The following is a 25,464-nucleotide window of genomic DNA, read 5'->3' on the forward strand; positions in this document are numbered from 1 at the left end:
CGCCGTTTCCAGCAGTTTCCCCAACCAAGGCTCGACCCATGTGTCATGCACGGATCATGACTCTTTTGCCCAAGTGATTAAACCCGCCGTTTCCAGCAGTTTCCCCAACCAAGGCTCGACCCATGTGTCATGCACGGATCATGACTCTTTTGCCCAAGTGACTAAACCCGCCGTTTCCATCAGCCTGTCCAGCTACGGCGCTGACCTCGTTCGCCGCAATGGTCAGGCTTCGTTCATCGAGGTGCTGGCCGCTGCCGGGGCCAATCGCATTGAGTGGCGCGAAGAACTGCTGACCAACGAAGTCCCCGATCTACTCGCCGCCGCCACACACGCTCAAGGCCTGCAGAGCATCTATTCCTCACCCACCGAACTGTGGCTGGCTGGTCAGTCGCGACCCAATCCCGAGCTCATCACGGCGCTACAAAATGCCGAAGCGTTCGGTTCGAAGTGGCTGAAGGTTTCCCTGGGCTTCTTCACCGACAACAACGATTTGCAGACCCTCGCGCAAATTCTTGCGCAGAGCCCTGTGCAACTGCTGGTAGAGAACGACCAGACCCTGCACGGCGGTCGCATCGAGCCGTTCCAGCGTTTCTTCGCCGCCGTCGAGCAGCACAACCTGCCGATCAAGATGACCTTCGACATCGGCAACTGGCAGTGGCAAGACCAGTCCGCCACCAGCGCTGCACGACTGCTTGGCCGCCACGTCGGTTACGTGCATTGCAAAGCCGTGGCTCGCCGTGCCGACGGCAAACTGGTGGCAGTACCGCCCGCCGCCACCGACCTGCATCTGTGGGAACAACTGCTGCGGCACATGGCCCAAGGGGTCATGCGCGCTGCCGAATACCCGTTGCAGGGCGATGACCTGGTGCAACTCACCACCGAACACGTCGCCGCCCTCGCCCGCCTCGGCCAATCCCGTCTGGAGCCTGCTCATGTCTGAGATCGATATTCTGTCGTTCGGCGAAACCATGGCCATGTTTGTCGCCGAACAGAGCGGCGATCTGGCAGCGGTCGAGCAGTTTCACAAACGGATTGCCGGGGCGGACAGCAACGTCGCCATCGGCTTGTCGCGGCTGGGCTTCAGGGTCGCGTGGCTGAGCCGGGTCGGTGCTGATTCGCTGGGACGATTTGTCGTCGAAACCCTGGCCCGCGAGGGGCTGGATTGCAGTCATGTCGAAGTCGACAACGCGCACCCGACCGGTTTCCAGCTCAAATCCCGCAACGATGACGGCAGCGATCCGACGGTCGAGTACTTTCGTCGTGGCTCGGCAGCCAGCCATCTGTCACCGCAGTCGATCACCCCGACGCTGCTGGGCGCCCGGCACCTGCACGCCACCGGTATTCCTCCGGCGCTGTCGGCTTCGGCGCGGGAAATGTCCCGTGAACTGATGACCCGCATGCGCAACGCCGGGCGCAGCGTGTCGTTCGACCCGAACCTGCGCCCGAGCCTGTGGGCCAGCGAAAGGGAGATGATCAGCGAGATCAACCGTCTCGCCGCCCTCGCCCACTGGGTGCTGCCGGGGTTGAGCGAAGGTCGCTTGCTGACCGGGTTTGAGGACCCGGCGGATATCGCGGCGTTTTATCTCGATCAAGGTGCCGAAGCCGTAGCGATCAAGCTCGGGCCGCAGGGTGCGTATTACCGCACCCATCTGGATCAGGGGTTTGTCGCCGGCGTGCCGGTCCAGACCGTGGTCGATACGGTGGGCGCCGGGGATGGGTTTGCGGTCGGGATGATCAGCGCCCTGCTGGAGCACCAGAGTTTTCCCGAGGCGGTCAGACGCGCCAACTGGATTGGCAGCCGAGCGGTGCAGAGCCGTGGTGATATGGAAGGTTTGCCGACCCGATCCGAGCTGTCTGCTGAATTCGAGGCCACCAATCGCGAGCAGGCTCGCTCCCACACAGGATCGGGTTCCAACTCAGACCCCTTGTGGGAGCGAGCCTGCTCGCGATAGGGCCAGTACAAACAACCAATCAATTGAACCTGCTGCGACAAAAACAACAAGCTCAGGAGCAAGACCATGAAAACCGCAACCCTCGCCACCCGCCGCTGGTGGTACATCATGCCGATCGTGTTCATCACCTACAGCCTGGCGTACCTGGACCGGGCCAATTACGGGTTCGCCGCCGCCTCCGGGATGGCCGCCGACCTGATGATCACCCCGGGCCTGTCCTCGCTGCTCGGCGCGCTGTTCTTCCTCGGTTACTTTTTCTTCCAGGTGCCCGGCGCGATCTACGCGCAAAAGCACAGCGTGAAGAAGCTGATTTTCGTCAGCCTGATCCTCTGGGGTGGGCTCGCCACGCTGACCGGCGTGGTCTCCAACGCCTATTGGCTGATCGTCATCCGCTTCATGCTCGGCGTGGTCGAAGCGGCGGTGATGCCGGCGATGCTGGTCTATCTCTGCCACTGGTTCACCCGCGCCGAACGCTCGCGGGCCAACACCTTCCTGATCCTCGGCAACCCGGTGACGATGCTGTGGATGTCGGTGGTGTCGGGCTATCTGGTGCAGCATTTCAGCTGGCGCTGGATGTTCATCATCGAAGGTCTGCCGGCAGTCCTTTGGGCCTTTATCTGGTGGAAGCTGGCCGATGATCGTCCGGCCCAGGCCAAGTGGCTCAACGACCAGGAGAAGCACGATCTGGAAAGCGCCCTGGCGGCCGAACAGGTCGGGATCAAAGCGGTGAAGAACTACGCCGAAGCCTTCCGTTCGCCGAAGGTGATCATTCTGGCGCTGCAATTTTTCTGCTGGAGCATTGGCGTCTACGGCTTCGTGTTGTGGCTGCCGTCGATCCTCAAGGCCGGCGCGCAGATGGACATGATCGAGGCCGGCTGGCTCTCGGCCCTGCCTTATCTGGCGGCAGTGATCGGCATGCTGCTGGTGTCGTGGGGCTCGGACAAACTGCAAAAGCGCAAACGCTTTGTCTGGCCGCCGCTGCTGATTGCCTCGGTGGCGTTCTACGGGTCCTACGCCTTGGGCGCGGAGCATTTCTGGTGGTCGTACACGCTGCTGGTGATCGCTGGCGCCTGCATGTACGCGCCTTACGGGCCGTTCTTCGCCATCGTCCCCGAGATCCTGCCGGCCAATGTCGCCGGCGGTGCGATGGCGCTGATCAACAGCATGGGCGCCCTCGGTTCGTTCGGCGGCTCGTATCTGGTCGGCTACCTGAACAGCTCCACCGGTTCGCCCGGCGCTTCGTACCTGCTGATGAGCGGCGCACTGATGCTCTCGGTGGTGCTGACGATTTTTCTCAAGCCCGGCGCGAGCGACCGGGTGACGGCCAAGCGTGTCGCACCGCGTCCGCTGCCGGCCCATTCCTGAATTGATAGAGAGATGACTGCGATGAAAAAGCAGGTTGTGCTGTACAAGAAACTGTCGCCGACGTTGATGGCGCGCCTTGAGGAACAGGTCAATGTGACGCTTATCGACAGCCTCGACGCCGATGGCCTGATGAAACTGCGCGACGCCTTGCCCGGTGCTCACGGTTTGCTCGGCGCAAGCCTGAAACTGGACGCGGCACTGCTCGATCTGGCGCCAAAGCTCGAGGCGATTTCCAGTGTGTCGGTGGGCGTAGACAACTACGACATCGACTACCTGACCCGGCGCAAAATCCTGCTGACCAACACCCCGGACGTGCTCACCGAAACCACTGCCGACACCGGTTTCGCCCTGATCCTGGCCAGCGCCCGGCGCGTGGTGGAACTGGCGAACATGGTGCGCGGCGGTCACTGGCATCGCAGCATCGGCCCGGCGCATTTCGGCACCGATGTGCACGGCAAGACGCTGGGCATCATCGGTATGGGGCGGATCGGTGAGGCGCTGGCGCAGCGGGGGCATTTCGGCTTCGGGATGCCGGTGATCTATCACAGCCAGTCGCGCAAACCGGCGGTTGAAGAACGTTTCGATGCGCAGTACCGCAGCCTGGAGGACCTGTTGCAGCAGGCGGATTTCATCTGCCTGACCTTGCCGCTGACAGCGCAGACTGAAGGTTTGATTGGCGCCGAGCAGTTTGCGTTGATGCGCCCGGAGAGCATCTTCATCAATATTTCCCGGGGCAAGGTGGTGGACGAAGCGGCGATGATCGACACCTTGCGGCATAAACGGATTCGCGCGGCGGGGCTGGATGTGTTCGAGCGTGAGCCGCTGAATCATGACTCGCCGTTGTTGCAGCTGAACAACGTGGTGGCGACGCCGCACATGGGCTCGGCGACCCATGAGACGCGCGAGGCGATGGCCCGGTGTGCGGTGGAGAATCTGTTGGCGGCGTTGGCTGGGAAGAAGCCGATGAATCTGGTGAACTCATCAGCTTGGCAGAGCTGAAGCTTTCAGCGCTTGTACCGGCCCTTTCGCGAGCAGGCTCGCTCCCACAGTGTTCTGCGGTGTACACAATACCTGTGGGAGCGAGCCTGCTCGCGAAGGGGCCAGTAAAGACAACACAGAACCTTCAGGCACTGCGCACTTGCAGAAGCTGCGCAGCACAAAAGGCAATCCGCGAACACGCATCCGCCAGTTTCACTCTATCCACCACCAGCCCGATGCGAATATGCCCCGCCGCACTGGGCCCGAACGCTTCCCCCGCCAGCACCGAAACCCCATACCCCTCCAGCAGCCGCTCGGCAAAGTCCTGCGCGCCGAGCCCGGTCTGGCGCACGTCGACCATTACAAACATCCCGCCATCCGGCTTGATCGGGTACAACCCCGGACACCCACGCAACCGCTCGCACACCAGATCCCGACGCAAGCGGTATTCCTCTCGCATCTGCGTCACTTCCGGCAGATCTTTCTCCAGCGCTATCTGCGCCGCTTTCTGCACAAAGTCCGGCAGACCAAACAGCATGCTCAGCGACAGATTCACCAGATGCTCGGCCAACGGCTTCGGCCCGATCATCCAGCCGATCCGCCACCCGGTCATCGCATGGGATTTGGATAGGCTGTTAATGGTCGCCGTGCGCTCGGCCATGCCCGGCAGGCTCGCCGGGCTGATGTGCTCGCCTTCGTATAACAATTCGCTGTAGACCTCGTCGCTGATCAACCACAAGTCATGACGAATGCACAGCGCTGCCAGCTCCTGCCAGATCAACAGCGACAGACTGGCGCCGGAAGGATTGTTGGGGCTGTTGAGCAGCATGGCGCGGGTTCGGGGCGTGATTAGTGCCGCGACATCCGCCGGATCGACGCGAAAACCATTCTCCGGACGAACCGGCACAGGCACCACGGTTGCGCCGCAGGCACCGAACACGCCTTCGTAGGTCACGTACATCGGTTCGGCAACGATCACTTCATCGCCCGGATCCAGCAGACATTGCGCCACCGAATACACCGCGCATTGCGCGCCGGGCAGTACGATCACATGCTCGGCATTCACATTCTGGCCGCTGTTGCGTCGATGGCGCTCGGCGATCTGCTTGCGCAGCTCCAGCCGGCCGCGCACGTCGGAATAATGGGTATCGCCCGCCAGCAGGCTGTCGATGGCGCCGTGGATGATCGGCAGCGGCGTATCGAAATCCGGATCACCCACGGACAGCAGCAAGACATCAATGCCCTCGGCGCGCAGCTCCAGCGCTCGGTCGTGAATCCGCCAGGCCGCTGCTCCCTCCCCGGCGATTCGTTGGGTCAAGGCTGAATAGCGCATGTACGTCTCCTGATTGCGCGGTCTCCAGCCTTCACCCTAGGTCAAATCACAAAGCGCGCCACCATCGCATTCAAATCCACCGCCAGACGCGACAGTTCGTGGGTCGCGGCACTGGTTTGATTCGCGCCAGCCGCTGACTGGGTGGCCAGATCGCGGATGTTGACCAGATTGCGGTCGACCTCGCGGGACACCTGCGCCTGCTCTTCCGAGGCGCTGGCGATCACCAGGTTGCGCTCGTTGATCTGGTGAATCGATTGGGTGATCTGCTCCAGTGCAACACCGGCGGCGCGGGCCATTTCCAGGGTGGTCTGGGTGCGCTGGTTGCTTTGCTGCATCGACTCGACCGCTTCACCGGTTCCGTTCTGGATGCCGGCGACCATTTTTTCGATTTCCTGGGTCGATTGCGCAGTGCGATGGGCCAGTGCACGAACTTCGTCCGCTACCACCGCGAATCCGCGCCCGGCTTCACCGGCACGGGCCGCTTCGATGGCGGCGTTGAGCGCCAGCAGGTTGGTCTGTTCGGCGATGGCGCGGATCACGTCCAGCACCTTGCCGATGTCGCGGCCCTGAGCGGCCAGGCCTTCGATCATTTGCGCGGTGTTCTGCACGTCGTGGGTCATGGTCTGGATCGCGTCGACGGTTTTCACCACCTGATCGCGACCTTCACGGGCGGCGTGGGTCGACTGGTTCGAAGCTTCGGAGGTCGACACTGCGTTGCGTGCCACCTCTTCCACCGCAGCGGTCATTTCGTTGACGGCGGTGGCGGCCTGTTCGATTTCGTCGTTCTGCTGTTGCAAGCCACGGGACGCTTCTTCGGTCACGGCGCTCAGTTCTTCGGCGGCGGCGCCCAGTTGCGTGGCGGAGCCGGCGATCTGTTCGATAGTCTTGCGCAGGTTGGCCTGCATGGCAGACAGGGCTTCAAGCAGCCGCGCCGGCTCGTCCTTGCCGTCGATTTCGATGGCTTTGGTCAGGTTGCCGCCAGCGATAGTTTGCGCGGCAGCGACGGCGCGGTTCAGCGGGGTGACGATGCTGCGGGTCAGCAGCCAGGCCAGCAATACGGTCAACAACGCGGCAATTACAGACACGGCGATGATGCCGGTAATGGCACTGTTGTAATACTCACCCGCCTGAGTGGAAGCGGTCTTCGCGTCGGCGGCGTTGATCGCGATCAGCTTGTTGAGTTGTTCGCCCATCTTGTCGGTGCCGTCCTTGATCTTCGTGTTGATCAAGGCGCGCATCTCGTCGAGTTTGTCCTGGCGCGACAGCTCCATCATCTGATTCTGCGCTTGCACATAGTTGTCGAGAGTCGTCGAAAACTCCTGATATAACGCGCGTTCCTCCGGGCCGGCCGGCAGTACCGCGTAACTGGCCTGGGCAGCGCGCACCTTGTCCACCAGCACACCGATGCGGGTCTGGGCTTCCTGCAAACCGGCCGGTTCGCGGTTGACCAGAATGCGGAACGAGAGAATCCGCAGGCGCAACACGTTCTCCGTAACCACCGCGAGTTGGGTGACGCTTGGTAACTGCGTCGAGTCCATCTCCAGGGAAGCCTGACGGATGATCGACATGCGATTGACGGCGAACACGCCGAGCACGATCACCAACAAGGCAATGAAGGCAAAACCGAGGAAGGCACGGGGCGCGATATTCAGATTACGCAGGGACATAGGAGGACTCTCGGATAGTTGAAACTACGAGCGTCCATGCCGTTATCACGGGCCCGTGGGCGGGCTTCGTTCCGGCGTCACTGTTCTGGAAATTTTCGTGTGCGCCTGATTTCTGTATCGGCCAGGCTTGAGGAAGTTTGCGGGGAAAGATGAAATATTTTTCACGGCGCTGCGGGTGTTTCAGCGCTGAAACACCCGTCGTTTCAGATGATGACTGACAGGTCAGGCCGGAGTTGCAATACGCCATACGCGAGCAATATCTGTTGCACGTTCACGCAACAGGCGCGGGGCTTCGGCGCAGGCCTGTTCAAGGGTCATCGGGCCGCTGGTGACCGCGAATGCAGCGTCGATGCCGTGATCGTAGAGCGCTTGATAGCCCTCGCCGAGGGTCCCGGCGATGACGATCACGGGGACGCCGTGTTGCTTGGCGATCCGCGCCACGCCAAACGGGGTTTTGCCGCGCAGGGTCTGGGCATCGAAGCGCCCTTCGCCGGTAATCAGCAGATCCGCGCCCTTCACAGCGTCGGCCAGGCCAACCAGTTCCGCGACCACTTCAACACCGGCCTGAAACCGTGCGCCGAGAAACGCCTTGGCGGCAAAGCCCAATCCACCTGCGGCACCGCTGCCCGGTTCATCCCGTACATCCTTGCCCAGCGCTTGCGCGCAGAGTTCGGCGAAGTGACCGAGGGCCTGATCCAGTTGTTGCACTTGCGCCGGGGATGCACCCTTCTGCGGGCCGAAAATCGCCGACGCGCCGTGGGGGCCGCACAGCGGATTGTTGACATCGGCGGCGATGTCGAAACGCACTTGCGTCAGACGCGGGTCGAGCTCGCTCAGGTCCAGACGCGCAAGTTGCGCCAACGCCAAACCTCCCGGCACCAGCGATTGCCCTTGAGCATCCAGCAGTTTCACGCCCAACGCTTGCATGGCGCCGGCGCCACCGTCGTTGGTGGCACTGCCGCCGATGGCCAGAATGACTCGCTGCGCGCCGGCATCCAGCGCGGCGCGGATCAGCTCACCGGTGCCGAAGGTGCTGCTGATGCACGCGTCACGCTGCCCCGGCGGCACCAGTTGCAAGCCGCTGGCCTCGGCCATTTCGATGATTGCGGTGTGGTTGTGTGGCAACCAGCCCCACGCAGCTTCAACTGCCGCACCCAACGGGCCACGTACGCGAGTGCGGCGCAGTTCGCCTTCGCACGCGGCGAGAATCGACTCCACCGTGCCTTCGCCACCGTCGGCCATCGGGCACTTGACCAGCGTCGCCTGTGGCCAGACCTGCGCCAGGCCCAGCGCAATGGCCTCTGCAACGCCTTGGGCACTCAGGCTGTCCTTGAACGAATCGGGGGCGATGACGATTTTCATGCGAATTCTCCAGTTCCAATGCCCCTCATGCTGCCAGTCGCCTTGCGCGTTGACGCCTGTCCGCTGCACAAGTCGTGCAGGCGTTTATTGTTCATTTCGACAAATCGTCGGTCTGCGGCAGCAATTGCACACCCAGATACAACGCCAGCATCCCGTCGAGCTTCAACGGATCGACCCCGCTCAACTCGGCAATCCGCTCCATCCGGTAACGCAGGCTGTTGCGGTGGATACCCAAGGCATCGGCGCAAGCCTGGCTCTGCCCGTCGTGATCGCACCAACTGCGCAGGGTCGCGAGCAACTGGCCGTTGCTGTCCTTGGCGATCACTTTGCGCAACGGTTTGAGCAGTTCATCCAGCGCATCGTCGTTGCGATGGCGCCAGAGCATCACCGGCAAGCGGTAGCGATTGAGAGTCAGGAGCCGTGAACGCGGCAGCACTTCGCGACCATAGGCGAGCAGATCGCCGACCCGCCGATAGCAACGGCGCAACCCGGCCAGCCCGTCGGCCTGCCCGCCAACCGCGATACGCAGAATGTTCCAGCCCAGACCATCGAGTTTTTCCAGCAGGCGATCATGCTCGACGTTCTGACTCGCCGGCCGGCACCACAACAGTGACGACTTGGCCGAGCTCACGCACCAACTGTCGGGATAGCGCGACACCAGCCAGGCACTCAGCGCCTCGACGGTTTGCCCCGGCCCGTGCTCCAGCCCCAACTCGAACAGATACGGCACCCGCGTCAGTTGCGGTTTGAGCCCTAGCTGCTGGGCTTCATCCACCAAACGCGGCGAATCCCCTGCTTCACTCAACAGCAGTGCCAGCAAATCATCGCAACGCTGCCGCCGCCATTGCTGTTCGGATTGCTGGTTGCGCTGGCCGACCAGCATTTCAGCCGTCATGCGCACCAGCTCGGCGTAAGTGCGCAATTGCTCCGGCTCGCCGGTGATACCGAGCACACCGATCAAACGCTGATCGAGCAATAGCGGCAGGTTGATCCCCGGTTGCACGCCTTTCAAATGCACGGCGGTCTGCGCGTCTATCTCCACCACCCGCCCGTTGGCCAGCACCAGTTGCGCGCCTTCGTGGCGGGTGTTGATGCGCTCCGGCTCGCCACTGCCGAGGATCAGCCCCTGGCTGTCCATGACGTTGACGTTGTACGGCAAAATGGCCATGGCCCGGTCGACGATGTCCTGGGCGAGGTCGTGATCGAGTTCGAACATAGGGGCTGGAATCCTTGAAAACAGGCGCGGACGGTTGTTCACCCGCACAGGGTCTGGCGGCAAACCCTGTGCTCAGGCACAAAGACAATCCGGCCAAAGGTGGCCGAGACTCTCAGGGCGATCAACGTTACCCTTTGCATCGCAAAAAATCATAATAAAGAGAGAGCCGCCATGTCGCAGAGCGCCGCTGCCGCCCAGACCATCGTTGACGATAAAAATGCCGTCTACAAACGCATCACCCTGCGTTTGATCCCCTTCATCTTCATCTGCTACCTGTTCAACTACCTCGACCGGGTCAACGTTGGATTCGCCAAACTGCAGATGCTCGACGCGCTGAAATTCAGCGAAACCGTCTACGGCCTCGGTGCCGGTATCTTCTTCATCGGCTACGTGCTGTGCGGCGTGCCGAGCAACCTGGCGCTGACCAAATTCGGGCCACGGCGCTGGATCGCGCTGATGATGATCACCTGGGGCACGCTGTCGACCTGCCTGCTGTTCGTCACCACGCCGACCGAGTTCTACACCCTGCGCCTGTTCACCGGCGCGGCCGAAGCCGGGTTCTTCCCGGGCGTTGTGCTCTACCTTTCGCAGTGGTTCCCGACCTTCCGCCGTGGCAGGATCATGGCGCTGTTCATGTCGGCGATCCCGGTGTCCGGCCTGCTCGGCAGCCCGTTTTCCGGCTGGATCCTCAATCACTTCGCCGCCGGCCAGGGCGGTTTGGCCGGTTGGCAGTGGATGTTCCTGCTGCAAGGCATTCCAACTGTAATCCTCGGCGCGCTGGCGTATTTCCTGCTCAGCGACAACTTCGCCAACGCCAAGTGGCTGACCCCGCATGAGCGCTCGGTGCTGGAAGCGGATCAGGCAGAAGACCTGGCGAACAAGCCGAAAACCACCTCCGATTCGCTGATCGCCGTGTTCAAGAACCCGGCGATCTGGGCTTTCGGTCTGATCTACTTCTGCATCCAGAGCGGCGTGTACGCAATCAACTTCTGGTTGCCGTCGATCATCAAGAACCTCGGCTTCAGCGACAACCTGGTGATCGGCTGGTTGAGTGCGATTCCGTATCTGCTGGCGGCGGTATTCATGCTGGTGGTCGGGCGTTCGGCGGACTTGCGTAAAGAACGCCGCTGGCACTTGGTGGTGCCGATGTTGATGGGCGCTGTCGGCCTGCTGATCGCGGTGAACTTCGCGGCGAATCCGGCGATTGCGATTCTCGGTCTGACCATTGCGACTATGGGTGCGTTGACTGGGTTGCCGATGTTCTGGCCGGTGCCGACGGCCATGCTGAGCGCGGGTGCTGCGGCGGGTGGGTTGGCGTTGATCAACTCCATGGGGCAGATGGCGGGGTTCTTGAGCCCTTACCTTGTGGGTTGGGTCAAAGACAGCACCGGGTCGACGGATGCGGCGTTGTACCTGCTGGCGGGTGTGATTGTTGGCGGGAGTTTGCTGGCATTGCGGATGACGCGGACGTTGCGGGCTTAAGCCTTAGTCGAAATACAGAAACGGCCCTTTTCGGGCCGTTTTTCTTTTGGATCTAGCTACAGCGGTGCTTCAGTCTTGAGTTCCAGATTATCCAGCGCCCGGTTCACCGCCAGTTCACTCAGCATGATCAGTTGCGCAATGCCCAGCAGCACATGCCTCTGCGAGCCGTCCACCAGTCCGGCGAAGTCGGTCGCCATGACTTTGGCAGAGGTCAGCGTCTCGCAGGCATCGGCCAGCAGTTCTTCGCCGTCGATGCCGGGGGCGATGAGGTAGCGGGCGTTGGGTTTGAGCAGCGGTTTTCTGGGAAGCAGCGGATTGAGGTAGTGATCGAGGGCGCGTTCGGCGGCTTCGTGGAATTTCTTCGAATCGAGGGTTTCGTAGGGGGACGTTGAATCGGCTTCGGGTGGGTTGGGTGTTGGTTTGATCACGTTTGAATCTCCAAATCAGAAAAGTGGAGCCATCAAACTTCGCTACCAAACGAAGAGGTGGTGGCCATACACGGGTTGGTAGACCGGTGACTTGGAGAACCGGCGCGCCCGAAAGCGCCCCGCGCATGGCCACCATAAAAACACGGACGGATAAGCGTCCGAATACGGTGAGTTGCGCAACAAGTCAGAACCGGGCTACCAAACCCCATCGCTGTTTTTCAGCGACGGGACAACGATAAAACCCGGCCCCTAAGCGCACAAGCCGGCGGATTCTGGCTTAGTCGTAGGCAACGGCGCAAGGTTGTGTAGCCTGCGGTGCGTGTCTGGACGTGTCCTTTAAACGCCACGATTAAACGCTCACAAGATCCCCGTTTTCGCATCCAGTTCCAGCACCAACCCGCCCGGCATCTGCACAAAAATCTGCCAGCCCCCACCCTCCGGCACCTGCGCCACCTGATACGGCAACCCACTGCCTTGCACCCGCTTCAAAATCACCGCTGCATCTTCATCGGTACGAAACGCAATATGACTCAAAGCAGTCTCGCCCGGCGCAGGCTGCTCAATCACATGCACCAACGCCTGCTCATCCTGATACAACCACCGCCCGGGAAACGGAAACGGCGGCCGACGCCCCGGCGTCAATCCCAATAACCTGCCGAAAGCGTCCTGCAGCGTCTGCCCATCAGCGGTGTTGAAGGCGAGATGATCGAATGTCCACGTCATGTCTGTCTCCTGCGGTTATTCAGGATTCCAGTATCTGTGCTTGCCAATCCCGGAAAAATCCCGCAAAACGCCAAGGATCTTCAACGGATTTTTACTAATGAGCTCAATCCTCGATCTGGAAATCTTCGTCCGCACCGCCGACTCCGGCAGCATTTCCGCCGCCGCCCGGGCGCTTGAGCTGACGCCGGCCGCCGCCAGCATCGCGTTGAAACGCCTGGAAACCCGCCTCCGCATCCGCCTCTTCGCCCGCTCGACCCGCAGCATGCGCCTGACCGAAGAAGGCCGGCGCTATCTGGAAAGCGTGCGTCTTGCATTGGCGACACTGGCCGAGGGCGAGCAGGCCCTGAAGCAGCAGACCGAAGGCCTGAGCGGCGTGCTGCAACTGGCAGCGCCGTCGGATTTCGGGCGCAATGTGTTGCTGCCGTGGCTGGATGATTTCAAGCGCGAGCACCCGCACATTCAACTGCAATTGCTGCTCAACGACCGGCATGCGGATCTGTTTCGCGAAACGGTGGATGTGGCGCTGCGCTTTGGCGTGCCGAGTGATTCGACGCTGGTGGCGTTGCCGATCCTGCCTGAGCATCGTCGTGTCGCCTGCGCCAGTCCTGCCTATCTGAAGCGCCACGGTACACCGCAAAATCCTGCCGAATTGAGCGAGCACAGCGCCCTGCTCTACCTGCGCAACGGCCGTCCTTACAACACCTGGCGTTTCCATCGCGACGACGAAACCATCGAGGTCGAAGTACGCGGCGACTACCTCAGCGACGACGGCGAAGTCGCCCGCCGCTGGGCACTCGCCGGGCACGGCATCGCTTACAAGGCCTGGCTCGACGTGGCCGAAGACGTGCGCGCCGGGCGGCTGGTGACCCTGTTCGATGATTGGCACGGCGAGAGCGTGCCATTCAATCTGCTGTGCCCGCACCGGGTGCAGGTCTCGGAGCGGGTGAAGGTGTTGCAGGCATTTTTGCGCGAGCGTTGCCTGTCATTCAATCTATGAACTCGCAGTTATTCCCATGGCGAGCGTCACACCGGCCATGGAAAACGACGCTTCAATCAGGTAGCGGTCAAGCACCAGGAAGTCCACTGGGCAGTTGAATGTGTAGTGCTATTAAATCTATTACTAGGTGCGATGTACCCTCCCCAATGCCCGAAAGTCCCACACGTCCATACATTGATCTCACGAGGCGGGACTACATAAACTCGCAGGAGGTCCTGCATGATTGCACCGTCGTAGGTGTGACGCCCTCCCAGCGTATGCATCCATTTTTCAGCGTTCAGAAAGGTATATAACTGATCACTGATCTGCAGTTTCCAGACGTTGGTGACAACTGCCAGATAAGTCAGGGTAGTCCCCTCCTGATCAGTGACATAGATGGTTGCCACGCCATTCTTCAATCCGCTGACTTTCCCTTGCTCCGTCACCGAAACGGTCGTCGGATCAGACGATGCATAGTCATACGGCTTAACCCCTCCGGTTGGAACCCGAACGCCGATATTGCCAATTGAGTCCTGGCCGGTCTTTATCCACTGTGGAACTCTGATCGACAGTCCCGCAAGCCTTAGTTGCGTCCTATCCATGCTGAACGCCAACCGCTCAATCGCCCAAGGTTCCGAAACCAACTGATTCCCTGCCTTTTCCCGGGCAGTAAAAACATGCCGCCCAACAGCAATCGATATCGCCGTGCTTTTCCATTTGTAATCAGCGCCCGTACGGACCTCCCCGACAACCACCGCACCATCAAGAATTTCCAATACCGCGCCCGCAAGTGCCGACCCTTCAAGGATTATCTTGTTGTGGGAAACGGAACCGCCGTTTTCCAACACAACGCCGGCCAGGTCTTTGGCTGCGGTAATGACCGGCGCCAGAATGACCCGCGCCATCGCCACTCGAGAGCGCGCAATGACCGCCCCGCCCCTGACTTGCTCGTAACTGACCCTGACCACGCTGTCGACAATGACCTTGGTGTTGGGAATCAGCAATTTCTGCACGAACGGGATGCGCGCCACGGGAGCTTCAACACTGTGCTCCACCGGCGTACCGCCGGAGTTCGGTGTTGCCACGTACTTCACGCGAATGACGTCATTCGCCGTCCATGGCGGGCTCAGTACGTGTACCTGGATGGTCAGGTCGTTGGTGCCGAGCTTGTTCAGGTCGATGGTGTCCGGAGCATCATTGGGATCATCCGGGTCTTCAGTGATATCAGGTGCAGTCAAACGCGCGCCCTGCATATCAACAGTCACCAACAGGGATGCCGACCAAGGGGAATCCGGGTCAGCTCCATTGCCGACTTGGTCATTAACCGTGAAGTTGAAAACAGCCTGCGGATGGTCTTTGACCTGTTCCAGATCAGCTTTTGTCAATGTAAGGCAAATTCGTGTCGGTACGGCTGTCGGCGTCAAGGGTGCCTCATCTGCGGTAACCTCGCGGAATACGTCATGGCCGTTGCAGTTCAGGCGAATTGTGTTGAACGCCCCACAATAGGGGTATTCGAAACTAACGTGTACACCCTGCTCGGCGCGATCCGCATCGATTCCGTAGTCCAGCACATCCTGCGGCAAGATCAGTTTGAGCTCAGAATGGCCTGGCCCACCGGGAATGCGATTCTCCTTGCCGGGTCGAATGCCGTAATAAAGGACTCGCAGCGGAGGTTCGGAGGTGCCTTGGTTCTGGCTGCGTCTGGTCACGGTGTAAGTCAGCTCATTGATGATATCTGCACCGGATAACAGCTTGTTTTTCGGGATGTACAGAATGACTGCATCATCCGTGGACTGAGTTTGAGTGTTGGCGATATTCAGTTCGCCATTCAAATTCAGAGAGACAGTGTCTCCCGGAGCTTGATCGACATAAGGATCGACCCTGACTTTCGCCCCCATAGGGGTCAGGTCGTAGTAATTGATGGCAATGCCACAATCTGCCCCCACGACCGACTTGTTGCTGTCGACCAGATCGGGTGGATACAACGCAAGCACAGCGTTATCGCTATCTGGTTGTTCCAGTGTTTCAGTGTTCATGGCAACGCTCCTGAGTCATCGGAAATTTCACCCGGATACTCTCCGGTCTCAGATGAAATAAGATCTGATCCTGAAGTCCGTTCGCTACTGTCAGATCTGACAGTGGCGACAAGTGGTTGTCTGTTGTCGTTTTATATCTGTGGATCGAGCGTTTACTTCGATCGGACTTCCGTAGCCTGCGATAAATCGGATTGCCCCCAGCAAGGTTTCTGGTATTTGATGGAAGCTTTCCCACCGACAAAAGGATTTCGGCATGAGCTATCGCACACTGGGTCACTCGGGGTTGCAGGTGTCCACCCTCACTCTCGGCACGATGATGTTCGGCGAGCAGACCAGCGCAGAGGATTCGCTGCGCATCATCGACAAGGCCTGGGATCAGGGCATCAATTTCATCGACACGGCTGACGTCTACACCAATGGCCGCTCGGAAGAGATCGTCGGCGAGGCCATTGCCCGTCATCGTCATGAATGGGTGCTGGCGACCAAGGTCGGTTTCGGCCCGGTGGACGGCGTGCCGAACCGCAGCGGTCTGAGCCGCAAGCACATTTTCAATGGTCTGGAGGCCAGCCTGACCCGGCTCGGCACCGACTACCTCGACATCTATTACCTGCATCGCGAGGACCACAACACCCCGCTGGAAGTGACGATCTCGGCCATAGGCGATCTGATTCGCCAGGGCAAGATCCGTTATTGGGGCCTGTCGAACTATCGCGGCTGGCGGATTGCCGAGGTGATTCGAGTGGCGGACAAATTGGGAGTCGATCGCCCGGTGATCAGCCAGCCGCTGTACAACATCGTCAACCGCCAGGCCGAAACCGAGCAGATTACCGCCGCCCAGAGCTACGGCCTCGGCGTGGTGCCTTACAGCCCGCTGGCCCGTGGCGTGCTCAGCGGCAAGTACGCGCCGGACGTGACTCCGGATGCCAACAGCCGTGCCGGACGCCAGGACAAACGGATTCTGGAAACCGAATGGCGGGTGGAATCGTTGCGCATTGCCCAGCAGATTCAGCAATACACCCAGGAGCGTGGGGTCGGGATCGTCGAGTTTGCGATTGCCTGGGTGCTGAACAACGGTGCGGTGACGTCGGCGATCGTCGGGCCGCGCACTGAAGAGCAGTGGGATGCGTACACCAAAGCGCAGTCGGTGAAGATTACAGCGCAGGATGAGGCGTTTATCGACTCGCTGGTGACGCCGGGGCATGCGTCTACGCCGGGGTTTAATGATGTGAGCCATTTTGTTTCAGGCCGCAAACCCCATCAGGCGTAGGATTTTCCTAAACCTTGAACAGCCGATACAATCGGCTGTTTTTTATCGAATCAAGCGCGATCAAACGGAAGCTGATTGATCGTTCGGAATTTGCCAGGGATCAGCACATGTTCAATCGCTCCGCCGAGCTCTTCAGAAAGCCACTGCGCGGGCTGCTGTTCAAATTAACGGGCGATAAAGATCTGCGCCCCCTCACTTGCGCTATAGAGCCCGCAACTTTCGGCGATCGCCGCCCTTCCCTCGCGTACCGGGCCGACATTGACGGACTTCGCGCCATCGCTGTTCTACTGGTGTTGATCTTCCACGGCGGACTGGCGCTTTTCCCGTCCGGTTTCATCGGCGTCGATATCTTCTTCGTGATTTCGGGTTATTTGACCACCGCTATCATCATGAAGTCGCTGCACAACGGTACGTTCACTTTCTCCGGGTTCTACACGCGCCGGATCTGGCGACTGCAACCGGCCGTTATTGCTTTATTGATCGTCACATTGATGCTCACGACGCTGCTGTACTTGCCCGATGATTACGTCGATTTTTTAAAAAGCGAAAAGTACACCTCGTTAATCATCTCCAACCAGTACTTTTCCAAAGTGACCACGGGTTACGCCACACCGGATGCAGCAAGCCTGCCGCTGTTGCACACCTGGTCTCTGGCCATCGAATGGCAGTGGTATCTGATACTCCCCCTGGGCATCTGGCTGCTCAACCGCTATCTGCCGAACGTTATTTTCAAAGCGGCGGTGCTCGGCCTGACCGTGGCAGCAATGGTACTCGCGCTGTACCTGTCTTACGCCACTCCTGAGAAAAACTACTACTTCTTCGCTGCGCGGATTTTCGAATTGATGATCGGCTCTTGTGCGGTCATCTTCAGTACGGGCAAGTTCCGGCTCAATCGCCTGAGCGCCTCTGTGGTCTGTGCACTTTCGCTGGTCACGATCATCTATTGCGCCACCCGGGACGATATCTTGCCGGGATTCCCGCAATACCATGCCATTGCCGTGTGTCTCGCCACTGCAGCGTTGCTGTATCAGGGGATTGGTGATGCAAGCATTTTCGCCAAGCTGCTCGCGTTCAGACCCTTGGTGTTTATCGGCACGCTCTCGTACTCCTTGTATCTATGGCACTGGCCGATCCTGGCGGTGATGAATTACATGGGAATCGCGCTAACCCCGTCGATGACAATCATTTACTTCGTTTGCACTTTCGTCACGGCCTGGCTCTCTTATGTGCTGATTGAAAACAAGTTCCGCAAGGCACGATTCGGTTTTGCCAAAACGCTCGTGGTACTGATGATTTTGCCCGCTATCAGCCTGTCGCTGCTGCACTCGGCCAGTGTCAGGCACGAAGGCTGGCCGGGCCGCTTCAATCAGGGCTACAGCAACATGCTCAACGATTTGAAAGCATCCGTGCCAGTTGCTCGGGAAGGATGTCTTGGTGTCAGCGATGGTGCCGATCCTGGCTGCATATCGGGCGCCGATCACGCGGCGCCACAAATATTTCTGATGGGCGATTCGTTTTCGAATCACTACTGGGGTTTCGTTGAAACGCTGGCCAGGGACGCCAATCTTGCTGTACTCGCACAGGCTTACCCGGCGTGCCTGGCCTTGCCCGGGATCTACCAGTACGACGCGAAAAAATACAAGAACGCGTTGTTTCAAAAATGCCACGACGCCGCTCAACGCTATTACGAGATGATTGCGAACAAGCACTTCAAGTATGTGATTGTGGGCCAGTTCTGGGAGGCTTATCTGAACGGTGACATCGTCACTAAACGCGATGATCCTCACAGCCTGGAACTGTCTCGACAACGCTTTGGCGTAGCAATCCGGCAAGCCCTGGATATTATCGTCGCATCAGGCGCTATCCCGGTGTTTCTGGAGAACACGCTGCCCATGCCACCTGGGATCAACGCGTGCCTGTTGCGCCAGGTCAAGTTGCGTGGGTTGATGGGCAGTGTCGAGCAAGGCAACCTCTGCGCTACTACGCCATGGTCCGGCAGCAAAGAACCAGCGCTGGAAACACTCTTTAATGACCTGAAGACTGAGTACCCCGGATTAATTGTCATTGACCCGAAAACCGTGCAATGCACAGGTGATGCGTGCATGAACACGGTCGACGGTTTTCCGGTCTATCGTGACATAGGGCACATCACCGATTACGCCTCTTACAAGTTTGGCGAGATGTACCTCATGAACTTTGGCAATCCCTTGCAAGTTGCGCAGTGATGATTCGTGCCTCCGGACGGGCTCCGCAGCAAGGCTGAACGCTTCGCGAGCAGGCGAAGGTCTACAGGCTGTTTGATGTGTGGCAAATATTGAGCATCTGCCCAATATTCAGCACAAAAACCACGTATCCTTCGCTCCCCGTTTGACCATCACCCCCGCGAGGACAGTTTGTCTAAAGGTATCGCTCTCTCGGTAACAGCCTCGACGCTGTTTGCCGTCATGTATTACTACACCTCGCTGCTCACTCCGTTGAGCGGCGTGGAAATCTTCGGTTGGCGGATGCTGCTGACCGTGCCCTGCATGACCGTGTTCATGCTGGTTTCCGGCGAATGGCGGCGAGTGCTGGAGCTGCTGCGCCGGGTTCCTGCGCTGCCGAAGTTGATTGGCGGCCTTATTATTTCGTCAGCGCTGCTGGGCGTGCAGTTGTGGCTGTTCATGTGGGCGCCGCTCAATGGCTACAGCCTCGATGTTTCGCTGGGCTACTTCCTGTTGCCGCTGGCCATGGTGCTGACCGGGCGCATCGCTTATGGCGAAAGCCTGTCGTACCTGCAAAAAGTCGCGGTGTTCTTTGCCAGCCTCGGCGTGTTGAACGAGTTGTATCAGGTCGGCGGGTTTTCCTGGGCGACGCTGGTCGTGGTCGTCGGTTACCCGCTGTACTTTGTGCTGCGCAAATACCTGAAGTCGGACAACCTCGGCGGTTTGTGGGTCGACATGACCCTGATGCTGCCGGTGGCGTACTGGTTTGTGCGCGGCGGCGAACAGGGTTTCGGCGTGTTCGATCAGTACCCGGCGCTGACGTGGCTGATACCGCTGCTCGGCCTGATCAGTGCCTCGGCGCTGGTGGTCTACATCATCGCCAGCCGCTTGCTGCCGTTCAGCCTGTTTGGTTTGTTGAGTTACGTTGAGCCGGTGTTGCTGCTCGGTGTTGCGCTGCTGCTGGGCGAAAGCATCAAGCCCGGTGAATGGCTGACCTACATCCCGATCTGGCTCGCGGTGGTGGTGCTGGTGTTTGAAGGGTTCAAGCATCTGATGCGCCAACGGCGCCCGTAAGACGCGCAATAAAAAGCCCGGCCTGCATTTCTGCAGGCCGGGCTTTTTTACATCTGATGCGGATTACTCGGTGGCAAGCACGCCACGACGCACCTGGTCACGCTCGATCGATTCGAACAGTGCCTTGAAGTTGCCCTCACCAAAACCATCGTCGCCCTTGCGCTGGATGAATTCGAAGAACACCGGGCCCATCAGGGTTTCCGAGAAGATCTGCAGCAGCAAACGCTTGTCTTCTTTATCCGAAGCGCCGTCGAGCAGAATGCCGCGCGATTGCAGCTGATCGACCGGCTCGCCGTGGTTCGGCAGGCGGCCTTCGAGCATTTCGTAGTAGGTGTCCGGCGGCGCGGTCATGAAGCGCATGCCGATCTTTTTCAACTGATCCCAGGTCTTGACCAGGTCGTCGGTGAGGAACGCCACGTGCTGGATGCCCTCGCCGTTGAACTGCATCAGGAACTCTTCGATCTGCCCGGCACCCTTCGACGATTCTTCGTTGAGCGGAATGCGGATCATGCCGTCCGGCGCGGTCATCGCTTTCGAGGTCAGGCCGGTGTATTCGCCCTTGATGTCGAAGTAGCGGATCTCGCGGAAGTTGAACAGCTTCTCGTAGAAGTTCGCCCAGTAGGCCATGCGACCGCGATACACGTTGTGGGTCAGGTGATCGATGATCTTCAGGCCGGCACCGACCGGGTTGCGGTCAACGCCTTCAAGGAATACGAAGTCGATGTCATAGATCGAGCTGCCTTCGCCGAAACGGTCGATCAGGTACAGCGGCGCGCCGCCAATGCCTTTGATCGCCGGCAGGTTCAGCTCCATCGGGCCGGTTTCGATGTGGATCGGCTGGGCGCCGAGTTCCAGTGCGCGGTTGTAAGCCTTCTGCGAATCCTTGACCCGGAACGCCATGCCGCAAACCGACGGGCCGTGCTCGGCCGCGAAGTACGAAGCAACGCTGTGGGGTTCGTTGTTGAGGATCAGGTTGATCGCGCCCTGGCGATACAGGTGCACGTTCTTGGAGCGGTGGGTCGCGACCTTGGTGAAGCCCATGATCTCGAAGATCGGCTCCAGGGTGCCAGGTGTCGGCGATGCGAACTCGATGAACTCGAAGCCCATCAGGCCCATTGGGTTTTCGTATAAATCTGCCATGGTTGGCGCCTCATCATTCTTATCAATTAACCAGAGTTATTTGTCAGTAATGCTGAGACCGGTGGGTGGCGCACAGGAGATGCCACGCACACTGCGGGCGAGGAAATCACCGTAGATCAGTTGAAACCCGAATATCTTCATTGTCGACCCAAGGCTCTTGCGGGCGAGGCTTCTGCTGCCAGAAGACGATTATTATTGTATGCGTAACCCGATTCTACACAGCGTAAATAGGGTTGTCTGCCCTCTCTATAAAATCCGCTTTTTTCCGGCTGGTGCAAGGGGTTTGTATACAGCCAGATGCCCGCCAGTAAGTTCCGCGCCTATTCAACGTCGCCCGGCTGAGCCCGAACATTCGCTATCGCTACGCGCAGTTGCTCAGCACCCTCGATGCCACTGGTCGGGCCGATGCGATGACCGTGGTAGCCGAAGGTTCGTTGCCTTCCGACCCAGCCCCGCGTTACGTCAAGCGAACGCTGTCCCCCACAGTCACCCGGCAAGTCGGCCTGGCGGTGCTGGATCAGCGTCAGGCTTCGCCCGCCACGCTGGCGTTTATTCAACTGGCAACACGACTGGATTACCGTTGAGCGGCGCAGGTGCCATTGGCCATCTATCATGGGCTCAGACCTTGGGCTTTGCGCGCACGCTTCGCCTGCAATCAAGAGCCCCACTCCATTCGCGACAGGATGCGCCCATGCCACTGACCGTCAGGCCCCGCCGCAAGCGCAGCACCAGGATTATCGTGACATTGCTGTGTGGCCTGCTGCCGATCGTGCTCGGCAGCGTCATCCTCTATATGCAGGCTGAACGCGCCCTCCAGCAGAGCTCACAACACACCGCCGATGAAGCCCTGCGCCAGTTCGAACTGATGCTCGACAACACTGCCCAGGCCGCCCGCGAACTGTTGCCCTTGGCCGGCCAGACCTGCGAGACCGTCAAGCTGGCCTTGCGCGAGCAAGTCACCCGCCGCCCGTTCGTGCGCTCGACCAACCTGGTGTGGGACGACAATCTCTATTGCAGTTCGCTGTTCGGCGACTTCAAGGAAGCCGTGAATCCGGGCGAATACGCCGAAGGCAAGCTGTGGCTCATGAACGGCAACCCGGTGACACCCAATACCGCGCTGCTGGTGTATCGCCTGAGCGAAGGGCGCGGTGGCGCGCTGACCACGCTGGACGGCTACCACCTGAGCAACATCCTGCGCCTGATCGGCCGGCACACGTTGTTGTTGCTGCAAGTCGGCAACAACTGGCTCTCCGCCGATGGCAAAGTGCATCAGGGCGCCCTGCCCGCGTTGCCGGTGGCGCAAAGTACCTTGCACTCGTCGCACTATGCATTTTCGGTCAGCGCCGCATTTGCGGAAGGCGAAACCTGGCGCTACATGAAAGATGAATACCCCCCGCTGTTCAGCCTGCTGATGTTCTTCGGTGCGGTATCGGCAGCGATCGGCTACATCGTGCAGAAGCGCTCCACCTCGCCCAGCCATGAAATGCTTCGGGCATTGGAAGCAGGTGAATTCATTCCCTATTTTCAACCGGTGGTGCACGGCGACAGCAAACGCTGGTCGGGCGCGGAAGTGCTGATGCGCTGGAACCATCCCAAGGAGGGACTGGTGCGTCCGGATCTGTTCATACCGTTTGCCGAACACTCCGGGCTGATCGTGCCGATGACTCGCGCCTTGATGCAGCAAACCGCTGTCATACTGGGGCCGTTGTCACCAACCTTCGATTCGCCGTTCCACATCGGCATCAACATCACCGCCAGCCACTGCCGCGATCTTGAGCTGGTTGAGGATTGCCGTGAATTTTTGTCAGCTTTCCAGCCCGGCAGCATCACGCTGGTCCTGGAACTGACCGAACGCGAGCTGATCGAGCCGTCCGACATCACTCATCAACTGTTCGCACAGTTGCGTGCGATGGGTGTGAAGATCGCGATTGACGACTTTGGCACCGGCCATTCAAGCCTCGGCTACTTGAGGACATTCAATGTCGACTTCCTCAAGATCGACCAGACATTCGTCGCCATGATCGATAAGGATGCGCTGTCCCGGCACATTCTGGACAGCATCATCGAGCTTTCCACCAAACTGGATCTGGGCATTGTGGCCGAAGGTGTCGAGACGCAAGCTCAGTGTGATTATCTGGCAGCCCACCATGTCAACTTTCTGCAAGGCTACCTTTTCGGCAAGCCGATGCCGGCCGCAGATTTCATCGAAGCATTAACTCATCATTAACTTGGCGGGATAAATCCTGATTTGCCGACAGCCCGCACCAAATTGATACAAAACAACGTTGTTGTTACATGAAGAAAAAGTCAGGATTTACTCTTGCCACATTAACTACTACAATTTTTCTTACCTGTTGCAAGATGGGCAGGTGAGCCATTATCACCGAGTCGCTTCAAGGCTCTTGGCTTATAGCTTTGTTTGCGGTTGGTATCAGCCAAACACACTATTGGAGTAAAGATATTGTCCAGACTCGCTGAATTTCGTGCAGCTGAAAAGGCCCTTCAGGAACAGCTCAAGCAGCTGGAATCGCTGAAGAACGATGCCGGGCTCAAGAAAGAAATCGAATTCGAAGAAAAGCTCCAGGGGCTGATGAAAACCTACGGCAAAGGCCTGAAAGACATCATCGCCATTCTCGATCCGAACCCGGCGAAATCCGGTCTGCAATCGACCGCCGCACCTAAAACCCGCCGAGCTCGCGTGGTCAAGGTCTATCAGAACCCGCACACTGGCGAGCTGATCGAGACCAAGGGTGGCAACCACCGTGGCCTGAAAGCCTGGAAGGAACAATACGGTGTAGCCACCGTCGACTCCTGGTTGCGCGGTTAATCCCTCGCAAACATGAAAGCCCTGCATATGCAGGGCTTTTTTTTGGACAATATTTAACAAATGAAACGATTTTTCTGGCGGGGAAGTTGATTCTCAAACCGCTCCGGTACTGAAACTATGCTTCGGAATGTTGCCCCCAGTACCCAAGATTAACTTTATGTTTAATCAATTCAGGTATCTAACACCACGCTGGCCACGAACAGACGACTAGAATTTCAAGCTGTTTCGCGCAGCCACTATGTCGTCACCGCTCGCCTTATAAATCTCTGCCTGCCCAGCATACGAAAGTACGTAAGCCTTATCCGCCTCGACCGCTGCAACCAATGTTTGCGACAACACATGACGGCCGTTTTCAGTCACCGTACAAGTGGTCTCAAGCGCTGTGAGCGAACCCAGCGTACTCGGATGAACCCTGTTGCAGACACTCTGATAACCGCTCTGGAAAAAGTCTTTTTGCACCGACTTGCGCATCTCCAGCAACACGCCCTGCAAGTTGACCTGATGACCACTTTCCACACGGGTCATCGTCAACTCCATCACCATCACCTGATTGCCATCGGCGTCAGTCTTCACTGCCCGCTGACGGGAGACTTCAGGGGAGGTTTCGGGCAGTGCCTCGACCTCCCAGCCGGCGGGCCAGGTGATGCTCGGCGCCTCGGCAAAGGCTGGCAGAGCAAGCAGGGAAAAACCCAGGAAAACGAACAGCGATTTGAACGGTCGGATCATTACCAGAGGCACTCGCGGATTGAGCCGTAAAGTCTGAGGCCCGCCCGCTCACAGGGCAAGCCCGCGCTTTCGGTTTGGCGATGCTGCCAGGCATGCGTATCATTGCGCCCATTCACTCGCCCCAATTTGTTACGGAGGGCTCATGAGCCTGCAAGAACTGAACATCTTCCCCGGCGTCACCGCCACCCCGGACAGCGCAACCCGCAACTTCGTGTTCAACCACACCATGCTGCGCGTCAAAGACATCACCAAGTCGCTGGACTTCTACACCCGCGTACTGGGTTTCTCGCTGGTAGAGAAGCGTGACTTCCCGGAAGCGGAATTCAGCCTGTACTTCCTCGCCCTAGTCGACAAATCGCAGATCCCGGCCGACGCCGCTGCCCGCACCGAGTGGATGAAGTCGATTCCCGGCATTCTGGAACTGACCCATAACCATGGCACCGAGAACGACGCAGACTTCGCCTACCACAACGGCAACACCGACCCGCGCGGTTTCGGTCACATCTGCATTTCGGTACCGGACATCGTTGCGGCTTGCGCACGCTTTGAAGAGCTGGGCTGCGACTTCCAGAAGCGTCTGACCGATGGCCGCATGAAGAGCCTGGCGTTCATCAAGGATCCGGATGGCTACTGGGTCGAGATCATCCAACCGGCGCCGCTGTAAAGCTGAACCTGGGTAGAAAGCACCCCGCAAAGAAAAACCCCCATCAT

21 protein-coding genes and 1 pseudogene are annotated in these 25,464 nt (G+C 59.2%); 13 read left to right on the forward strand and 9 right to left on the reverse strand.

Going from position 1 to position 25,464, the window contains the following annotated elements:
- Positions 1–157: 157 nt before the first annotated feature.
- The 4 genes from ACKUG4_RS17465 to ACKUG4_RS17480 all read left to right on the forward strand — a co-directional run bounded on the left by ACKUG4_RS17465 (position 158) and on the right by ACKUG4_RS17480 (position 4,316).
- Entirely contained in the window at positions 158–940 is a 783-nt protein-coding gene (locus ACKUG4_RS17465; RefSeq protein ID WP_445434585.1) for a sugar phosphate isomerase/epimerase family protein, read from the forward strand.
- Positions 933–1,952 carry a sugar kinase gene (locus ACKUG4_RS17470; RefSeq protein ID WP_445434484.1) on the forward strand — a complete coding sequence of 340 codons (1,020 nt, stop codon included), beginning with the start codon at positions 933–935 and terminating at the stop codon, positions 1,950–1,952. Before ACKUG4_RS17465 ends, ACKUG4_RS17470 begins: the two co-directional genes overlap by 8 nt.
- A gap of 66 nt (positions 1,953–2,018) precedes the next feature.
- A complete protein-coding gene (locus tag ACKUG4_RS17475) occupies positions 2,019–3,317 on the forward strand; it encodes an MFS transporter (RefSeq protein ID WP_192561175.1) in 1,299 nt (432 codons plus the stop codon).
- 21 nt (positions 3,318–3,338) lie between these two features.
- Positions 3,339–4,316, forward strand: a complete 978-nt coding sequence (locus ACKUG4_RS17480; protein ID WP_445434485.1) for a 2-hydroxyacid dehydrogenase — start codon at positions 3,339–3,341, stop codon at positions 4,314–4,316.
- Between the two features lie 124 nt (positions 4,317–4,440).
- On the opposite strand, the gene ACKUG4_RS17485 is transcribed toward ACKUG4_RS17480, so the two are convergent.
- The 4 genes from ACKUG4_RS17485 to ACKUG4_RS17500 all read right to left on the reverse strand — a co-directional run bounded on the left by ACKUG4_RS17485 (position 4,441) and on the right by ACKUG4_RS17500 (position 9,873).
- On the reverse strand, positions 4,441–5,628 hold the full coding sequence (locus tag ACKUG4_RS17485; RefSeq protein ID WP_445434486.1) for a pyridoxal phosphate-dependent aminotransferase: 1,188 nt from the start codon (positions 5,626–5,628) through the stop codon (positions 4,441–4,443).
- A 41-nt stretch (positions 5,629–5,669) separates the two neighbouring features.
- Positions 5,670–7,295 (reverse strand): methyl-accepting chemotaxis protein, encoded by a 1,626-nt coding sequence (locus tag ACKUG4_RS17490; RefSeq protein WP_445434487.1) that lies wholly within the window; start codon positions 7,293–7,295, stop codon positions 5,670–5,672.
- Between the two features lie 222 nt (positions 7,296–7,517).
- A complete protein-coding gene (locus tag ACKUG4_RS17495; protein ID WP_064596903.1) occupies positions 7,518–8,657 on the reverse strand; it encodes a glycerate kinase in 1,140 nt (379 codons plus the stop codon).
- A gap of 91 nt (positions 8,658–8,748) precedes the next feature.
- Positions 8,749–9,873 (reverse strand): sugar diacid recognition domain-containing protein, encoded by a 1,125-nt coding sequence (locus tag ACKUG4_RS17500; protein WP_064596905.1) that lies wholly within the window; start codon positions 9,871–9,873, stop codon positions 8,749–8,751.
- A 171-nt stretch (positions 9,874–10,044) separates the two neighbouring features.
- Here ACKUG4_RS17500 and ACKUG4_RS17505 point away from each other — a divergent pair, with 171 nt between their 5' ends.
- Positions 10,045–11,355, forward strand: a complete 1,311-nt coding sequence (locus tag ACKUG4_RS17505) for an MFS transporter (RefSeq protein WP_064596907.1) — start codon at positions 10,045–10,047, stop codon at positions 11,353–11,355.
- Positions 11,356–11,411: 56 nt separating this feature from the next.
- Here the strand turns inward: ACKUG4_RS17505 and ACKUG4_RS17510 are convergent, their stop codons facing one another.
- Positions 11,412–11,783, reverse strand: coding sequence for a DUF6124 family protein (locus ACKUG4_RS17510; protein ID WP_064596909.1), 372 nt, complete (start codon positions 11,781–11,783; stop codon positions 11,412–11,414).
- 357 nt (positions 11,784–12,140) lie between these two features.
- Positions 12,141–12,506, reverse strand: a complete 366-nt coding sequence (locus tag ACKUG4_RS17515) for a VOC family protein (protein WP_064596911.1) — start codon at positions 12,504–12,506, stop codon at positions 12,141–12,143.
- 97 nt (positions 12,507–12,603) lie between these two features.
- Between ACKUG4_RS17515 and ACKUG4_RS17520 the strand changes: the two genes are divergently transcribed.
- Positions 12,604–13,503: a LysR family transcriptional regulator gene (locus tag ACKUG4_RS17520; protein WP_445434488.1), complete on the forward strand. Its 900-nt coding sequence runs from the start codon at positions 12,604–12,606 to the stop codon at positions 13,501–13,503.
- Between the two features lie 56 nt (positions 13,504–13,559).
- Here ACKUG4_RS17520 and ACKUG4_RS17525 read toward each other — a convergent pair whose 3' ends face one another.
- The gene (locus tag ACKUG4_RS17525) at positions 13,560–15,518 is read right to left on the reverse strand and encodes an Ig-like domain-containing protein (protein WP_445434489.1); all 1,959 of its coding nucleotides are present in this window, start codon (positions 15,516–15,518) and stop codon (positions 13,560–13,562) included.
- Positions 15,519–15,771: 253 nt separating this feature from the next.
- Here ACKUG4_RS17525 and ACKUG4_RS17530 point away from each other — a divergent pair, with 253 nt between their 5' ends.
- The 3 genes from ACKUG4_RS17530 (at position 15,772) to rarD (ending at position 20,060) form a co-directional block, all read left to right on the forward strand.
- Positions 15,772–16,785, forward strand: coding sequence for an aldo/keto reductase (locus ACKUG4_RS17530; RefSeq protein WP_445434490.1), 1,014 nt, complete (start codon positions 15,772–15,774; stop codon positions 16,783–16,785).
- 14 nt (positions 16,786–16,799) lie between these two features.
- Entirely contained in the window at positions 16,800–19,010 is a 2,211-nt protein-coding gene (locus ACKUG4_RS17535) for an acyltransferase family protein (RefSeq protein WP_445434491.1), read from the forward strand.
- Between the two features lie 168 nt (positions 19,011–19,178).
- Positions 19,179–20,060 carry an EamA family transporter RarD gene (rarD, locus tag ACKUG4_RS17540; protein WP_445434492.1) on the forward strand — a complete coding sequence of 294 codons (882 nt, stop codon included), beginning with the start codon at positions 19,179–19,181 and terminating at the stop codon, positions 20,058–20,060.
- A 63-nt stretch (positions 20,061–20,123) separates the two neighbouring features.
- Here rarD and hppD read toward each other — a convergent pair whose 3' ends face one another.
- Complete coding sequence (hppD, locus tag ACKUG4_RS17545; RefSeq protein ID WP_007958955.1) at positions 20,124–21,200, reverse strand: 4-hydroxyphenylpyruvate dioxygenase; 1,077 nt, start codon at positions 21,198–21,200, stop codon at positions 20,124–20,126.
- Between the two features lie 311 nt (positions 21,201–21,511).
- On the opposite strand from hppD, the pseudogene ACKUG4_RS17550 reads away from it, so the two are divergent.
- The 3 genes and pseudogenes from ACKUG4_RS17550 to ACKUG4_RS17560 all read left to right on the forward strand — a co-directional run.
- Positions 21,512–21,784, forward strand: a pseudogene (locus ACKUG4_RS17550) (type 2 periplasmic-binding domain-containing protein); the annotation flags it as partial.
- Between the two features lie 107 nt (positions 21,785–21,891).
- The gene (locus ACKUG4_RS17555; protein WP_445434493.1) at positions 21,892–23,427 is read left to right on the forward strand and encodes an EAL domain-containing protein; all 1,536 of its coding nucleotides are present in this window, start codon (positions 21,892–21,894) and stop codon (positions 23,425–23,427) included.
- Positions 23,428–23,661: 234 nt separating this feature from the next.
- Positions 23,662–24,027: a histone-like nucleoid-structuring protein, MvaT/MvaU family gene (locus ACKUG4_RS17560; RefSeq protein ID WP_064596925.1), complete on the forward strand. Its 366-nt coding sequence runs from the start codon at positions 23,662–23,664 to the stop codon at positions 24,025–24,027.
- Between the two features lie 207 nt (positions 24,028–24,234).
- Here the strand turns inward: ACKUG4_RS17560 and ACKUG4_RS17565 are convergent, their stop codons facing one another.
- On the reverse strand, positions 24,235–24,753 hold the full coding sequence (locus tag ACKUG4_RS17565) for a DUF4946 domain-containing protein (RefSeq protein ID WP_236187780.1): 519 nt from the start codon (positions 24,751–24,753) through the stop codon (positions 24,235–24,237).
- A gap of 142 nt (positions 24,754–24,895) precedes the next feature.
- On the opposite strand from ACKUG4_RS17565, the gene gloA reads away from it, so the two are divergent.
- Complete coding sequence (gloA, locus tag ACKUG4_RS17570; RefSeq protein WP_445434494.1) at positions 24,896–25,417, forward strand: lactoylglutathione lyase; 522 nt, start codon at positions 24,896–24,898, stop codon at positions 25,415–25,417.
- Positions 25,418–25,464: the final 47 nt, after the last annotated feature.

Source organism: Candidatus Pseudomonas auctus (assembly GCF_048654275.1).
In the GTDB taxonomy this organism is placed as follows: domain Bacteria; phylum Pseudomonadota; class Gammaproteobacteria; order Pseudomonadales; family Pseudomonadaceae; genus Aquipseudomonas; species Aquipseudomonas pharyngis.

What these genes read in the sequence shown, in the direction of transcription:
- ACKUG4_RS17470 (WP_445434484.1), top strand. Translation starts at nt 933, where the DNA reads ATGTCTGAGATCGATATTCTGTCGTTCGGCGAAACCATGGCCATGTTT.
- ACKUG4_RS17475 (WP_192561175.1), top strand. Translation starts at nt 2,019, where the DNA reads ATGAAAACCGCAACCCTCGCCACCCGCCGCTGGTGGTACATCATGCCG.
- ACKUG4_RS17480 (WP_445434485.1), top strand. Translation starts at nt 3,339, where the DNA reads ATGAAAAAGCAGGTTGTGCTGTACAAGAAACTGTCGCCGACGTTGATG.
- ACKUG4_RS17485 (WP_445434486.1), bottom strand. Translation starts at nt 5,628, where the DNA reads ATGCGCTATTCAGCCTTGACCCAACGAATCGCCGGGGAGGGAGCAGCG.
- ACKUG4_RS17490 (WP_445434487.1), bottom strand. Translation starts at nt 7,295, where the DNA reads ATGTCCCTGCGTAATCTGAATATCGCGCCCCGTGCCTTCCTCGGTTTT.
- ACKUG4_RS17495 (WP_064596903.1), bottom strand. Translation starts at nt 8,657, where the DNA reads ATGAAAATCGTCATCGCCCCCGATTCGTTCAAGGACAGCCTGAGTGCC.
- ACKUG4_RS17500 (WP_064596905.1), bottom strand. Translation starts at nt 9,873, where the DNA reads ATGTTCGAACTCGATCACGACCTCGCCCAGGACATCGTCGACCGGGCC.
- ACKUG4_RS17505 (WP_064596907.1), top strand. Translation starts at nt 10,045, where the DNA reads ATGTCGCAGAGCGCCGCTGCCGCCCAGACCATCGTTGACGATAAAAAT.
- ACKUG4_RS17515 (WP_064596911.1), bottom strand. Translation starts at nt 12,506, where the DNA reads ATGACGTGGACATTCGATCATCTCGCCTTCAACACCGCTGATGGGCAG.
- ACKUG4_RS17520 (WP_445434488.1), top strand. Translation starts at nt 12,604, where the DNA reads ATGAGCTCAATCCTCGATCTGGAAATCTTCGTCCGCACCGCCGACTCC.
- ACKUG4_RS17525 (WP_445434489.1), bottom strand. Translation starts at nt 15,518, where the DNA reads ATGAACACTGAAACACTGGAACAACCAGATAGCGATAACGCTGTGCTT.
- ACKUG4_RS17530 (WP_445434490.1), top strand. Translation starts at nt 15,772, where the DNA reads ATGAGCTATCGCACACTGGGTCACTCGGGGTTGCAGGTGTCCACCCTC.
- hppD (WP_007958955.1), bottom strand. Translation starts at nt 21,200, where the DNA reads ATGGCAGATTTATACGAAAACCCAATGGGCCTGATGGGCTTCGAGTTC.
- ACKUG4_RS17555 (WP_445434493.1), top strand. Translation starts at nt 21,892, where the DNA reads ATGCCACTGACCGTCAGGCCCCGCCGCAAGCGCAGCACCAGGATTATC.
- ACKUG4_RS17565 (WP_236187780.1), bottom strand. Translation starts at nt 24,753, where the DNA reads ATGATCCGACCGTTCAAATCGCTGTTCGTTTTCCTGGGTTTTTCCCTG.
- gloA (WP_445434494.1), top strand. Translation starts at nt 24,896, where the DNA reads ATGAGCCTGCAAGAACTGAACATCTTCCCCGGCGTCACCGCCACCCCG.